General features: G+C 68.8%; 11 protein-coding genes. 4 read left to right on the top strand and 7 right to left on the bottom strand.

What is annotated here, in order from left to right; genetic code table 11:
- Positions 1–63: 63 nt before the first annotated feature.
- Positions 64–477: a Rid family hydrolase gene (locus RZV17_RS17600; RefSeq protein ID WP_039405908.1), complete on the bottom strand. Its 414-nt coding sequence runs from the start codon at positions 475–477 to the stop codon at positions 64–66.
- 106 nt (positions 478–583) lie between these two features.
- On the opposite strand from RZV17_RS17600, the gene RZV17_RS17595 reads away from it, so the two are divergent.
- Positions 584–1,528, top strand: coding sequence for a LysR substrate-binding domain-containing protein (locus RZV17_RS17595; RefSeq protein ID WP_355609467.1), 945 nt, complete (start codon positions 584–586; stop codon positions 1,526–1,528).
- A gap of 21 nt (positions 1,529–1,549) precedes the next feature.
- Here the strand turns inward: RZV17_RS17595 and RZV17_RS17590 are convergent, their stop codons facing one another.
- Positions 1,550–3,418, bottom strand: coding sequence for a M14 family metallopeptidase (locus RZV17_RS17590; RefSeq protein ID WP_355605320.1), 1,869 nt, complete (start codon positions 3,416–3,418; stop codon positions 1,550–1,552).
- Between the two features lie 216 nt (positions 3,419–3,634).
- Here RZV17_RS17590 and RZV17_RS17585 point away from each other — a divergent pair, with 216 nt between their 5' ends.
- From RZV17_RS17585 to RZV17_RS17575, 3 genes are read left to right on the top strand one after another with little or no spacing between them, the layout of a single operon-like run.
- The gene (locus RZV17_RS17585; protein WP_166752294.1) at positions 3,635–4,375 is read left to right on the top strand and encodes an ATP-binding cassette domain-containing protein; all 741 of its coding nucleotides are present in this window, start codon (positions 3,635–3,637) and stop codon (positions 4,373–4,375) included.
- Positions 4,376–4,385: 10 nt separating this feature from the next.
- Positions 4,386–5,822, top strand: coding sequence for a DUF3526 domain-containing protein (locus RZV17_RS17580; RefSeq protein WP_355605316.1), 1,437 nt, complete (start codon positions 4,386–4,388; stop codon positions 5,820–5,822).
- On the top strand, positions 5,822–7,090 hold the full coding sequence (locus RZV17_RS17575) for a DUF3526 domain-containing protein (RefSeq protein WP_355605313.1): 1,269 nt from the start codon (positions 5,822–5,824) through the stop codon (positions 7,088–7,090). The genes RZV17_RS17580 and RZV17_RS17575 overlap by 1 nt, the downstream gene beginning before the upstream one ends.
- Positions 7,091–7,248: 158 nt before the next feature.
- Here the strand turns inward: RZV17_RS17575 and RZV17_RS17570 are convergent, their stop codons facing one another.
- The 5 genes from RZV17_RS17570 to RZV17_RS17550 form a co-directional block, all read right to left on the bottom strand.
- Complete coding sequence (locus RZV17_RS17570; protein ID WP_355605310.1) at positions 7,249–7,911, bottom strand: DUF2894 domain-containing protein; 663 nt, start codon at positions 7,909–7,911, stop codon at positions 7,249–7,251.
- Positions 7,908–8,582, bottom strand: a complete 675-nt coding sequence (locus RZV17_RS17565) for an OmpA family protein (RefSeq protein ID WP_355605307.1) — start codon at positions 8,580–8,582, stop codon at positions 7,908–7,910. Before RZV17_RS17565 ends, RZV17_RS17570 begins: the two co-directional genes overlap by 4 nt.
- On the bottom strand, positions 8,579–11,236 hold the full coding sequence (locus RZV17_RS17560; protein WP_355605304.1) for a DUF802 domain-containing protein: 2,658 nt from the start codon (positions 11,234–11,236) through the stop codon (positions 8,579–8,581). Before RZV17_RS17560 ends, RZV17_RS17565 begins: the two co-directional genes overlap by 4 nt.
- A 10-nt stretch (positions 11,237–11,246) precedes the next feature.
- Positions 11,247–11,984, bottom strand: a complete 738-nt coding sequence (locus tag RZV17_RS17555; protein WP_039405885.1) for a DUF3348 domain-containing protein — start codon at positions 11,982–11,984, stop codon at positions 11,247–11,249.
- A 187-nt stretch (positions 11,985–12,171) separates the two neighbouring features.
- The gene (locus RZV17_RS17550) at positions 12,172–13,434 is read right to left on the bottom strand and encodes an MFS transporter (protein ID WP_355605301.1); all 1,263 of its coding nucleotides are present in this window, start codon (positions 13,432–13,434) and stop codon (positions 12,172–12,174) included.
- Between the last annotated feature and the right edge of the window lie 61 nt (positions 13,435–13,495).

The raw sequence follows: 13,495 nt of genomic DNA, 5'->3' as shown, positions 1-13,495 counted from the left end.
ACCCGCCTGGCGCTCGACGGCCGTCAGCTCGTTGCCATCATGGCGTGGGAGCCCACGCCGGGATCAGGCAGCCGACGCGTGATCGGTCGCCGGCAACTTGACGACCACCTTGATCTCGAACCGGAAGCCGGCCAGCCAGGTCACCCCCACGGCGGTGACGGTGGGGTAGGGGGCCGGGCCCCAGTAATCGGCCCACCGGTTCCAGGCAGCGTCGAACACCACCTCGGGATCGACCATGAACAAGGTGACATCCACCACGTCCTGCGAGGTGCAGCCGGCCGCGCTGAGGATGGCGTCGAGATTGCTGAAGGCGCGCGCGATCTCCGCGTCCAGGTCGGGCTCGGGCGAGCCGTCTTCGCGGCTGCCGACCTGGCCGGCGACGAAGAGCAGGCCATCGGCACGTACCGCCGGCGAATAGCGATGGCGCTCATACAAGGCGTGGCGGCCCGGCGGTAAAACAACGTCACGTGTGGCCATGGAGGTCTCCTTCGAAGTGCGACAGAACGGAGCTCCACCCTAAACGCGTGGCCGCGTGCGATAAATCCGCAGCCTTGACCAACACTGTTTGTAGAATCCAAACAATCTGGGTGCGGGAGTGGCGATGGATCGGTTCGATGCGATGCAGGCGTTTGCGCGGGTGGTAGAGGCCGGCAGTTTCACCAAGGCCGCAGACACGCTGCACATGAGCCGGGCCAGCGTCACCCAGCTGGTGCAGCAGCTCGAAGCGCGCCTGCGGGTGACCCTGCTCCACCGCACCACGCGCCGGGTGCAGGTGACCGCCGATGGCGCGGCCTACTACGACCGCGTGGTGCGTCTGCTGGCCGACATGGACGACGCGGAAACCAGCCTGTCCGATGCCTCGACACTGCCGCGCGGGCGCCTGCGCGTGGATGTGCCCAGCCCGTTGGCGCGGCTGATCCTGATGCCGGCGGTGCCGGCCTTTCATGCGCGCTATCCGGATATCCAGCTGGACATGGGCGTCAGCGACCGTCGCGTGGACCTGATCGGCGAGAACGTGGATTGCGTGATACGTGGGGGCACCATCACCGACCAGTCGTTGATCGCGCGCCACGTGGCCGACCTGCAGGCCGGCGTCTACGCCGCGCCCGCGTATCTGCAGCGGCTGGGCATGCCCACCCACCCGTCCGAGCTGGAAAACACCCGGCATCGCTGCGTCGGCTTCATGCGCTGGGGCACTACCACGACGGTTCCCTATGTGATGCAGCGGGGCGACGACGCAGTGCGCGTGCACGGGCGGCACGTTGTGGCCGCCGACGATGGCAATGCGTATCTCGCCGCCGGGCTGGCGGGAATGGGGGTGCTGTGGCTGCCGGTGTACATGGCCAACGCGCATGTCGCCAGCGGCGAGCTGGTCCCGGTCTTTGCAGACTGGCAACTGGAGCCGATGCCCTTGTCGATTGCGTTCCCGCCCAACCGCCACGTCAGCGCAAAATTGCGGGTGTTCATCGATTGGGTGATTGCGCTGATGGCCGAGCATGCGCCGCCGATGGCGGCCGCTCTGCGATAAGCGCTGCGCATAAGCGCGGCGCTATTGCGTCACTTCGCGCCGCACCGGATACCGCCAGCCAGTGATCGCCGCGTAGGGTGAGCGTGCGTAGATCCACTGCAGTCGCGCATCGCCATCTGCGCGGAACGCAGCATCGCTGGCCAGCTTGTGCTCGAATTCGCGGCGTAATGCGGCGTCGCTGCGCAACAGGCGTTCGGTAAAGTCCACCAGCTCGGCGCCGTATAGCCCGCTGTCGGGGCTGCCGGCGTTGCGGAACCGTCCGCTGGCCAGCAGGGAATCGCTGCTGAGCGGCTCCAGCAATGCGGCGGCCAACATGCGCATCGGTTGATCGGCGGGCACGCGGATGCTGCCGGCAGGAAAGAGCTCGTCCACGCTGTCTGTGTGCGCGACCTGCTTGCTGGTGGCGTCGGTACTGGTATTGGTGTTGGTGATGCGAATCTGCTGCACCGTATGCTGGCGCGGCTGCTGCAGACGTTCGTACTGGATGCCATGCGTGTCGAGCAACGCAAGCACGTCGTCGTAGCCGGGGGGAATCCACCAGGCCACCGGATACTGCACCGCCTGCGTCTGGCGGTAACCGATCACCGGCATCGTCCAGGTTTCATCGCGGCCTTCCCAGCGCAATTCCTGGCGGCCGGAGACCGGCGACAGGGCGCGGGCATAGGTCACGCCCTTGAACGCGATGTGGTCGATCGGCTGCGGCAGGCGTTCCCAGGCCACCATCAATTCCTGCGGACGTGCGGCACGATCGGCCCGCTTGGCGGCAGCGATCTTGTTTGCATCGCGACCGACCAGGCGCAGTGCTTCTTCGAGCAGGACGTAGTCGCCGAGCACGCGCTGCCGGTACGACTTCAGCCGGTGGTTTTCCACCAGCACGGTGGGAATGCCGGCGAAATCGCCGTAGCCGGTGGAATAACGCGGGCCTTCCGGCGAATAGCGCAGGCCCGAGCGCGGCGCATCTTCGTCGATCAGGCTGGGGTAGATCGCAGGTGTGTGGCCCTGGTTGCGCAGCGCGGCGTTGACGGCCGGCGTGAAGCGTTGCTGCAGCCAGCCGGCAGTGGCGCGCGAACGTGCATACGTGCCCCAACCGGCGAAGGTAAAGGTGATGTCGTACTGATGATCGAGCCCGCCGCTGACATGCAGGTCGATGTACAGCGCGGGGTCAAGCGTGTGCAGCAACGTGACCATCGCGCGCGTCTCCGGCGCCTCCAGGTTGAGATAATCGCGATTGAGGTTGATGCCGCGCGTGGTGGTGTTCCAGCCCATCTGTTGCGGGCCACGCAATGCGGCGCCGACCAGTGGGCCGCGTTGTTCGTGGCCGTCGCTGTTGAGGATGGGCACGAACACGAAGTCCACCGCATCCAGTAGATCGTCCTTGCCGCGTTGGGCGATGTCGCGCAGCAGCATCAGCCCGGCGTCCTTGCCATCGATCTCGCCGCCATGGATGCCGGCCTGCGCCAGCACCACCGGTTTGCCCGGCTTGCCCTTGCGCGCGCGCACCAGCAGCAGGTCGCGCCCTTCGCTGGTCTTGCCGAATACTTCCAGCGACAGCAGCGGCGAGGCCGCGACCAGGCGCTGCAACCACGCGCGCGTTTCTTCGTAGCTGGGCGTGCTGACGAAATCGCTGCGCTCGGCCGGCGTGATCCACGGATCGGCTGGACCGGCGATCAACGCCTCGCTCGCCCCATGCCAGGTGCGCACCGGCGGCAACAGGGCAGTGGTTTCCAGTGGCTGTGCGCCAAGCGGCGCTGCAGCAAGACATGCGGCCGCGAGCAGGCAGGCAGAGGCGGCACGTGTCGCGCGGTGAAAGCCGGGGCGCGGGGAGCCCGGCGAGGCGACGCGGTGACCGGCGTGCGTGAAGTCGGGGCAGGTGCGTGGATCGGAACTCATGTGGCGTGCGCAATCTCGTGTGGAGGTGGTGACAGTGATGGGGCTGATGAAGGCGGTGGCCGTGCGGTCTGCCGCCAGTGTCGAGTGACGGGCGCGGCACTGGTCGCGACGGTCCGCTGCAGCCTGCGCAAGGCCATGCGGGCGTCGCGTGCGGCCGGGCATCTCAGGCCTGAGTCGGCAATGTGATAACGTATCATTTTAACCATGATCGGCACGATGTCCCCATCTCCACAGCCAGCGCCGGCGATCTCGATCGACAACCTGCACGTCGCCTACCGCGGACGTGCCGTGCTGCAAGGCCTCACGCTTCAGGTCGCCGCCGGCAGCGTCTACGCCTTGCTCGGTGGCAACGGTGCCGGCAAGTCCTCGACCTTGTCTGCCTTGCTGGGCTTTGTGAAACCAGCATCGGGAACGCTGCTGGTGGATGGTGTCGACCCGGTGTCCGCGCCCGGCAAGGCACGTGCGCGGCTGGCCTATCTGCCGGAAAACGTGGCGCTCTATGAGCATCTCAGTGCCATGGAAAACGCCGACTACCTGCTCGCGCTGGCTGGGCAGCGCTGCGCCCACGCCGAGATCGGCCAGGCATTTGCCGCCGCAGGCCTGCAGCGCGAGGCCTGGGCGCAGCGCCTGGCCGGGTTCTCCAAGGGCATGCGCCAGAAGGTGGCCATCGCCGTCGCCAGCTTGCGCCAGGTGCCGGTGCTGCTGCTGGATGAGCCCACCTCCGGGCTGGACCCACGCGCCATTGCCGACTTCAACCGCCTGGTCGGCGGCGTGCGCGAACGTGGCGGTGCGGTGTTGATGGTCACGCACGATCTGCTTGGCGCGGTCGACGTTGCAGACCGCATCGGTTTTCTCGAAGACGGGCGCATTGCCGAGCAGATCGGCGTCGGCGACAGCGGGTTCGATGTGCGCTCCCTGCATGCGCGCTTTGCGCGTCCGCAGGATCACGCTGCATGAGCCGCCGCGCATGAGGGCGGTGTGGTTGGTCGCCCGCGAAGAACTGCGCTTCATGGCACGCAATCGCTCCGCCGCCATCGGCGTGGTGTTGCTGATGCTGCTGACGCTGGCGGCCACGCTGACTGCCGCGCATCACCAGCGCCAGGTCACCGAGTTCCGCGCGCGTCAGCAACAGGCCGCGCAGCAGGCCTTCGAGGCCCAGCCGGACCGGCATCCGCATCGCGTGGTGCATTACGGCCACTTCATCTATCGCCCGTTGCCGGCGCTGGCCGCCTTCGATGCGGGCGTGGACGCCTTCACCGGCAACAGCATGTTCCTGGAAGGCCATCGCCAGAACACCGCCAACTTCGGCGACGTGCGTCAGAGCTCGTTGCTGGTGCGGTTTGGCCAACTGAGCCCGGCGTTCGTGTTGCAGGTACTGGCGCCGTTGCTGCTGGTGTTCCTGGGCTATGGCGCGGTGGCGCGCGAACAGGAGGCCGGCACGCTGCGCGTGTTGCTGTTGCAGGGCGCCACGCGCCGGCAAGTGCTTGGCGGCAAATATCTGGCATTGGCTGCGGTGGCCGGGGCCTGCCTGCTGCCGGCGCTGGTCGGCCTGATACCGAGTGCCCTGGTGCCCGGCCAGGCCGGGCCGGTGGCGCTGCTGGTGCTGGCGTATGCGGCGTATCTGCTGCTGTGGTGCGCGTTGGTGCTGGCGGTCTCGATGCTGTGCCGGCGCGGCCGGGATGCGCTGCTGGTGTCGCTGGCGCTGTGGGTGTGGCTGGCCGTGCTGGTGCCGCGGGTGGCGCCGGATGTGGCCAGTGCGGCGTACCGGCTGCCCACGCGGCTGGAAACCGATGTGGCCATCCAGCGCGATCTGCGCACGCTCGGCGACAGCCATAACCCGGATGACCCGCACTTTGCGCAGTTCAAGCAGCAGGTGCTGCGCCGCTACGGTGTCCAGCGCGTGGAAGACCTGCCGGTCAATTACAAGGGCCTGCTCGCACTGGAAGGCGAGCGGCTCAGCGCCAGCCTGTTCGAACGCTACGCCGCGCGCGATGCCCGCATCCAGCAGGACCAGAACCTGCTGGTGCGCGGCTTCGCGGTGCTGAGCCCGACGGTGGCGCTGCGCGAGGTGTCGATGGCGTTGGCTCGCACCGATCTGCGCGCGCACGCGCACTTTCTGGCGCAGGCCGAGCGCTATCGCTACACGCTGGTGCAACAGCTCAACCAGTTGCAGGCCGATGCGGTGCGCATGGCCGACGACACCGCGCAGGATGCCGGTGCCGACCGGCGCAAGCGCATTTCCGCAGCGCACTGGCAGGCGATTCCGGTATTCGCGTTCGTGCCGGCGTCCACCGATGAGGTGATCGGCGCGACGCGCATCCCGCTGGGACTGATCGGGGTGTGGTTGCTGGTGGCGCTGTGCCTGCTGGTCGTCGCCGGCCGACGTGTGGGAGTGACGCGCTGATGCTGTTGTGGAAATACGAACTGCTGTTGCTGCTGCGCGCGCGCGCTGCAGCGTCCGGCCTGGTGCTGCTTGCGTTGTTGACCGTGTGCAGCCTGCTGTCCGGGCAGCACGTCATCGCTGCGCAGCGCGCCAACATCGCACGCATTGCAGCGCTGCAGCAGGAAGACACCGCGGCGGTGGCCGCCTATGTCACGCGCAGCAACGATGCCGGCAGCGCGGCCTACTACAGTTTTCACCCGACCTGGGATAGCCCCGCGCCACTGGCACTCGCTGCGGTGGGCATGCGCGATGTGGCGCCGTACATCCTGCGCGTGCGCGCGCTGGGGCTGGAGGCGCAGATCTACGATGGCGACAGTTACAACCCCGAGCTGGCGCTGGCCGGCCGCTTCGACTACGCGTTCGTGCTGGTGTTCCTGCTGCCGCTGTTCGTGATTGCGCTGCTGTTCGACCTGCGTTCCGGCGAGCGCGAGGCCGGGCGCGCGCGCATGCTGGCGGCGCTGCCGGGTGCCGGCGCCAGGGTGTGGATGCGACGAGTGACGGTGCGTGCATTGGCGGTACTGCTGTGCCTGGCCGTGCCGTTCGTCATTGCCGCCGGCGTCAACGGCGTACCGCTGCTGCAGCAACTGGCCGTGCTGGCGCTGACCTGCGCGTACCTGCTGTTCTGGGTACTGCTGGCGGTGGTGGTGGGCCGCCTGCGCTGGCGCCCCGCCGCGCATGCCACGGCACTGGCCACCTGCTGGGTGCTGCTGGCCCTGGTGGCACCGGCGCTGGCGCATGTGGCGATCAACGAGGCGGTACCGGTCACCCAGGGCACCGAGATCGCACGATTGCAGCGCGAGGCGGTCAACCACGCCTGGGATATTCCGCGCCAGGCCACCATGCAGCGCTTCTACGCGCGCAACCCGCAGTGGGCCGATTCGGCGCCGTTGACCGACGCCTTCCACTACAAGTGGTATTTCGCCTTCCACGAAAACGGCGACCAGCAGGTGGCCACGCAGGTGGCCGCGTACCGCCAGGGGCTGGTGCGCCGCGAAGCGCTCGCGCAGCGTGCTGCCATGGTGTTGCCGCCGGTGGCGCTGCAGGCCGCGTTGACGCGGCTGGCGCAGACCGACCTGCGTGCACAACTGGCCTATCAGGACCGCATCCGTGCCTACCATCAGCGGTTGCGCACGTTCTACTACGGTTACCTGTTCCGCGACCGCCCGTTTACGCGCGCGGACTTCGAGCGCGCGCCGCGCTTCGATGCCATCGCCGAGCCGGCGTCGTAGGGCCATGCCGCGTTGCACGCGCTGTGCAGCGCGGTGTTGGCGGAGCCTGCCGCAGGCTGCATGCGCAAGATGGCGCGCAGTGCGCCCAGGATGAACACCCGGCCGTGCTCGATGAGCAAGCGGATCGCCCACCACGGGTTGCCGCACCGCGCACTAACTTACGCCGGGCTGCGCCGCTTGGTGGTGCCGCTGCGGCTGCGCTTCCTGGGCGCTGGCAGCGGCGCGGCGGCGTCATCGGCCAGCACGCCGCCGCTTTGCATCTGCTCCAGCCACGACAGCGCATCCACATAGCCGAGGAAGTGCTGCAGATAGCCGGGCGAGCGTTCGCGCATCAGGGTGATGCAGCGGTGCACCAGCACGCTGGAATTGAGCGGGCCGGCGTCCTTGGGCGCATCCTGCAGCGACTGCCGCACCTGGCTGGCAGTGCGCACGGTGGTCCAGGTACGGCGGAAATCGTCCAGCGCCGGCAGTTCCGGGAACAGCTGCGCATCGGGCGCCGCGGTCTTTCTGCTGTCCACTTCCATCAAGGCGGCATGGCCTGCCAGCTGGTCGGTCACCGCGCGCAGGGCACTGCGTTGCAAGGCACCTGGATCGGCAGGGCTGGTGGCGCGACGACGCGCCGCATCCTTCAGCGTGGCCGCATACGCATCGACCAATGCATCCAGCCTGTCTTCCAGCACCGCACGCACCGCATCGGTCTGCGTCTGCGCGCGTGCGGCCAATGCCTGCATCAGATGGAAGCGCACCGGGTCGAGCTGGTCGGCACCCTCATTGCGCCAGCGCGCCAGCCGCGCGTAGGCGGATGTCGCCGAGGTGGTCATCGCGTGGCCGATGCCGGTGCCGGCGCTGCGGACGAGGGCGCACGCGCGGCCGCCGGGCGTGCGATCGGTGCGATTTCCACGCGGCGGTTCCTGGCGCGGCGCGCTTCGTCGGCGTTGGAATCCACCGGTTGCTGCGCGCCGAACGCGGCGGCGAACACCGAGGCGGCCGGCACACCGTCGGCGATCAGCGCGCGGGTCACGGTGAGCGCGCGCTGCGCGGACAGTTCCCAGTTGTCGGCATAGCGGCGGTTGCCGCCCAGTACCGGGCGGTCGTCGGTGAAGCCGCTGACCATCAGGATCTCTTCGCGGGCGCGCAGGTACTGCGCCAACGGGGCGGCAAGCGACTTCAGGACCTCGCGGCCGTCCGGCTGCAATTCATCGGAGTTGAACGCAAACAGCACGTTGCCGCGAATGCCGATGCGGCCATCCACCAGCGTCACGCGGCCGGCGGCCAGCGGCGCGGCCAGCGCCTGTTCCAGCGTCTTGCGGCGCTGCGCTTCGGCCTGGCGCTGCCTGACCTCCTGGTCCAGGCGGCTGGACAGCTGCAGCTGCACGCCGATCACGCCGACCAGGATCAGCACGAACGCGCCCAGCAGCACCGACATCAGGTCGCCGAAGGCGGCCCAGATCGGCGTGCCGGACTCGCCGTCGCTTTCGATCTCGTCGCTCATGCCGGCTCCGCTGCGCCGGCATCGCTGCGGCGGCCATCGAGCTGACGCAGTTCTTCGATGATCTGCTTCTGCGACAGCATGCTGAGGTCCACCACCTCACGCGCCTGTGCCACGTAGTACGCCAGCTGGTCATCGCTGCGCGCGAGCGAGGCATCCAGTGCGGTGGCTACGTGCTGCAGGCGCTCGTTGAGCTCGCCGGTGGCGCCGCTGAACAGCTGCACCGCCACGCCGAAGGCTTCGCCCAGGCTGGCCACTTCCACTGCGCTGCCGCTGACATGCGCGGCCACTGCGCCGAGCTTGCCGGTTTCGCTGCCGATCTGCTCGGTGAGCTGGGTGCCCACCCGGTGCAGCAGGTCTGCCGAGGTGGTGACCAGCGCGTCCACGGCCTGGCGTTGTTCGGTGGAAGCGTGATTGACCGCGTCGAGCAAGGTGTCCAGCGTGGCCAGCAGGCGGGTGCGTTCTTCCAGCATGGCGGTGTCGCGCACCATGCTCTCCGACAGGTTCTGGCGCAGCTCGGCCACCACGTCGGCGGCGGCCTTGGGCGCTTCGGCGGCGATCTGCATCAGGCGCGAGACCTCGCTGATGGTGGCGCTGGCCTGCGCCTGCGCCTGCGTGGACAACTCGCTGGCGGTGCTGGCCAGGGTGTCGCAGATGGCCTGCTGTTGCCGGGTGACGCGCTCGCCGGTCTGTTCCCATTGCGCGGTGAGCGTGGCGCTCATCGCGGTGAAGCGCTCGCTCCACAGGGCAAGACGCTGCGCATCGCGCGCTTCCAGCGCGGCCTGCAGATCGCCATGCGCGTGCTGCAAGGTGCCCACCAGCGATGCGGCCTGTGCGTCGAAGCTGGCGGTGGCGGCGGCCAGTGCGGCCTGGTGCTGGGTGGCCAGCGCAGCGCTGGCCTGCTGCTGCTGTGCCAGTGCGTCCGTCCACGCGGTGGCGGCCTCGCTGCTGGACTGGTCCATGCGCGTGGCCACCGCATCGACCAGGGCGCCGGAGCGCGCCTGGAAGGTACTGGCGAACTCGGTCAAGGCATGTTGCAGGTCCTGCGTGAGCGCGTGGTTGCTGCGCTGCTGCTCGGCCACCGCAGCGGTCCAGCCGGCCGCGGCCGCGGCCGTGCTGGTCTCGAACCCGCTGTTCAAGCCCTCCAGCTGCTGCTGCACGGCCTGCTGCACGCCGTCCTGCAGGGCGCTGGTCTGACGGGCCAGCTGTTCCAGCGTGGCCTGCAACTGGGTGCTGAGCGATTGGGTGGCGCGCTGTTGTTCGGCAAGCACCGTGGCCCAGTGCGCGGCGGTGGCGGCATGGCTGCGTGCAAGGCCATCGTCGAGTGCGCTCAGTTGCTGCTGCACCGCGCGGGTGACGCTGTCCTGCACGGCGCTGCTGCGCTCATCGACCTGCGCCAGCAGTGACTGCATTTGTTCCGTGAGTGCCTGCTGCGCGCGCTCCTGCGCGGCCAGGGCGGCCTGCCACTGGTCGGCGGCGGTGCGTGCGCTGTCCTGGAAGCCGGCACTGAGCCCGTGCAACTGCTGCTGCACGGCCGTGCTCACGCCTTCCTGCACGGCGGTGCTGTGGTGGGCGACCTGCTCCAGGGTGTCCTGCAGCTGGGTGTGGAGCGCGCGCTGCGCCTGTTCCTGCGCGGCAAGCGCGCTGACCCAGTGGCTGGCGGCACTGCTCGCACTGCGATCGAAGCCGCTGCTGATGCCGTCCAGCTGCTGCTGCACGGCCTGGCTCAGGCGTTCGTGCAGTGCGGCGGTGTCGCGCGCAATGCCGGCCATGGTGGCTTCCATCGCCGGCTGCAATGCCGCGCCGACCGCGCGCGCGCTGTCGGCAACGCCGGCCTGCAGCGACTGTTCCATCGACGTGGCCAGCCGCGTGTACGCCGCCTCGGTTCTGGCATGGAAGTCGGCCTGGTGCGCGGCCAGGCGTTGGTCGGCCGCGATGCTGTGCTGCTCGATGCTGCTCATCAGCGCTTGCATCCGGTCGATCAGTGCCGGCATCAGCGCGCTCTGCTGCTGCTGCAGCTTGAACACTTCACCACGCTGGTGCGCTTCCGAATGCGGGTGCAGTTCGGCGGCGATCTTCAGGTCCAGCCGCTGCACCGCCTGCAGGCGCTCGCGCCGGCACAGCGCCGACAACAGGCCCAGCATGGCCGAGCTGGCGACGCCGGCGATGGAGGTGCCGAATGCAAACGCCAGGCCTTCCACCGGTGCGGCCAGCGAGCCGCGGATGGCCTGCAGGTCGGTGGCGCTCTGCAATGCAAAGCCGGTGCCCTTGAGCGTGGCCATCATGCCGAGCAGGGTGCCGAGCATGCCCAGCAGCACCAGCAGGCCCACCAGGTACGGGGTCAGCACGGGCGCCGGCAACGCCACGCGCGCGCCCTGGATGCGCAGACGCACCGCATTGCGCAGGCTCGGGTGCAGCTGCGCCAGCCATGCATCCAGTGCCGACGGCGCGGCGCTCAGCCCGGACACCGCGGTGTCCAGCGTGGCGCTGGCCTGGCGATAGCGATACAGCTCCAGCGCACCGGCCAGATAGCAGGCACCGATCACCGCGGCGATGCAGGCGCCCAACGGATTGGAGCCCAGATAGCCGAACCCGACCCAGCAAACCGCCAACAGGCCGACGAGAAACACACACACGTGTACAAGAGTTTTGAACATGACGTCCCAGTTAGCGGGTACGAAGCGCTGCAAGCAGGCCTTCGATCGGGTGAAAACGAACATCCAGTTCGGCGAGCAACACGCTCTGCATGTCCTTGCGAAAAACATCCAGCCAGCCATCGGACACCGCGCGCGCGGCGGCCTGGTCATCGCCTGGCGGGTGATGCGCCTGCGCGGCATGGCGCAGGCGTTCGAAATGCGCGCCGAGCAGGCTGGGCACGGTGTTCAACAGGGTCTGCTCGCGCGGGCTCAGGGTCAGCTCCATCACCGCATCCACTTCGGCCAGCCGTGCCATTTCACTGGAGACCAGCGTCAGCAGGTCGCGCAGCCGCCCGCGCAGATCGCCGGTGGCGGTGCGCATGGCGCGCTGCATGGCCAGGTAATGCTGCCGGAACGGGGCATAGTCGGGCACCGGCGGCGCCGCGCCCGCCTCGGTGGCAGCACGTGCTTCGGTGCGCAGGCGTGCCACCAGCGCATCCAGATCGGCCACGCTGCTGGTTGCCAGACCGGCACGCACGCGGGCGCAGGCGTCGGCATCGAGCGGGCGCGGCTCGGGCAGGTCATCGGTGTCGGGCAGCTTGCCATCCAGCGCCTTGGACACGGCCACTGCACGCGTCCAGTCGATCCATTGGCTCAGCCGGTCGGCCAGCGCGTGGTTGGACTGGGCGACGCGGACATCGCTGAGGCGTGCGAGCAGGCGAATGAACGCCGGGCCCGAGAGGGGCGCCCGTGGAGCAGCTTTCGCCATTGTTCCGGTCAAAGACCGCGCATTTTACACGGGAATGCGCGCGCCACAGCCGCCGCGCCCAGGCCCGCGCTGCCTGGGCTGGCGGCATTCAGCGGGGGCTGGCGTGCAGTGCTGTCAGGGGGCGCTGCGGGGCAGCTCCAGGTCGCCGGGCGCGCAGGTGGCGGGGCACATGCGCCACCTGCGCCGATCAGCGCGTCACCCGCTGCCATGGGGCGCGCGTGCCACCTGATGGCCCGGGCACAGCCTTGCCACAGGCGCGCCACTCACCGCCGGCGCGGTGCACCAACGGAATCAGCACCACCCCCAGCGCGGCGACCGCCGCGGCGACGTAGCCGATGCTGCCCAGCCCCCAGGCCGGAATCGCCAGCCCACCGATGATGGCGCCGACGCCGATGCCGGCATTGGCAGCCGACACGTTGGTGGTGCCGGCCAATGCCTGCGAATGGCCGACCGACTGCATCACCCGCACCTGGCTGATCGGAAACAGCGCGGTATACGCAATGCCCCAGACCGCCAGAGTCAGACAGAGCAGCACGCCGGTGCCGGCCACCGGCACGCACAACGCCATGCCCAACGCGAGCAACAGCAGGAACACCGCCGTGGCGCGCAGCGGTGAGCGGTCCACCACCCGGCCACCCAACCAATTGCCGATCAGGCCGACCGCACCGAACCCCATCAGCCACCAGCCGACGTTTGCCGCCGGCACGCCCACGTTGCGTTCGAGCAGGTCGGCCAGATAGGTGTAGGCGGTGAACATGGCGGTGAACACCACCACCGACAACGCCACATTAGCCAGGAAGAAGCGCTCGGTGAAGATCCCGGCCTGCTGGCGCAGGTTGACCCGTTCGGTGCGCGCCACCGTCGGCATCCACAGCGCCAACGCGGCGGCCATCGCCAGCGACAGCGCCGCCAGACTCCAGAACGCGCCGCGCCAGCCGATGCTGTTGGCCGCCACCGTGCCCAGCGGAATGCCGAACAGCAGCGCCGCCGAAATGCCCAGATACACCCGCGACACCGCTTGCCCGGCCTGTTGCGGGCCGGCCAGTTGCCCGGCGGTGTCGCTGGCGGTGCCCCAGAACACCGGCAATGCCAGCGCCGGGAGAAAGCGCGCGACCGCCAGCACCCAGATGTTGGGCGCCAGCGCAGCCACGGCGTTGGACACCGCGAACACCAGCAGGATCGCCACGAACAGGCGCCTGCGGTCCAGGTGCGACAGCCAGGCGGTCAGCGGCGGGCCGGACAGCATCACCGTGAAGGCGAACAACGTCACCAGCTGGCCGGCAGCGGAGATCGAGATGCCCATGTCGCGCGCCAGACCGGGCAACAGACCGACGATCAGGTACTCGGTGGTGACGATCACGAATGCGGCAAACGCCAGGATGAAGATCGCCAGCCCGCTGCGCCCGGTGGCGGCGGGGCTGGTCGCTGGAAGGGAATGGAGAGCGGGCATTGCATCGGCCGGAATGAGGGGTGGCCATGGTAAGAAAGAACTGAAGTCGTATATCGGGAGT

Origin of the sequence: Xanthomonas cannabis (genome assembly GCF_040616535.1) — a bacterium.
GTDB lineage: Bacteria > Pseudomonadota > Gammaproteobacteria > Xanthomonadales > Xanthomonadaceae > Xanthomonas > Xanthomonas cannabis.
This window is presented reverse-complemented; position numbering and strand designations above follow the sequence as displayed.

Excerpts from the sequence above, each read along its gene's own strand:
- RZV17_RS17600 (WP_039405908.1), bottom strand. The coding sequence starts at position 477 with ATGGCCACACGTGACGTTGTTTTACCGCCGGGCCGCCACGCCTTGTAT.
- RZV17_RS17590 (WP_355605320.1), bottom strand. The coding sequence starts at position 3,418 with ATGAGTTCCGATCCACGCACCTGCCCCGACTTCACGCACGCCGGTCAC.
- RZV17_RS17585 (WP_166752294.1), top strand. The coding sequence starts at position 3,635 with ATGTCCCCATCTCCACAGCCAGCGCCGGCGATCTCGATCGACAACCTG.
- RZV17_RS17580 (WP_355605316.1), top strand. The coding sequence starts at position 4,386 with ATGAGGGCGGTGTGGTTGGTCGCCCGCGAAGAACTGCGCTTCATGGCA.
- RZV17_RS17575 (WP_355605313.1), top strand. The coding sequence starts at position 5,822 with ATGCTGTTGTGGAAATACGAACTGCTGTTGCTGCTGCGCGCGCGCGCT.
- RZV17_RS17570 (WP_355605310.1), bottom strand. The coding sequence starts at position 7,911 with ATGACCACCTCGGCGACATCCGCCTACGCGCGGCTGGCGCGCTGGCGC.
- RZV17_RS17565 (WP_355605307.1), bottom strand. The coding sequence starts at position 8,582 with ATGAGCGACGAGATCGAAAGCGACGGCGAGTCCGGCACGCCGATCTGG.
- RZV17_RS17560 (WP_355605304.1), bottom strand. The coding sequence starts at position 11,236 with ATGTTCAAAACTCTTGTACACGTGTGTGTGTTTCTCGTCGGCCTGTTG.
- RZV17_RS17555 (WP_039405885.1), bottom strand. The coding sequence starts at position 11,984 with ATGGCGAAAGCTGCTCCACGGGCGCCCCTCTCGGGCCCGGCGTTCATT.
- RZV17_RS17550 (WP_355605301.1), bottom strand. The coding sequence starts at position 13,434 with ATGCCCGCTCTCCATTCCCTTCCAGCGACCAGCCCCGCCGCCACCGGG.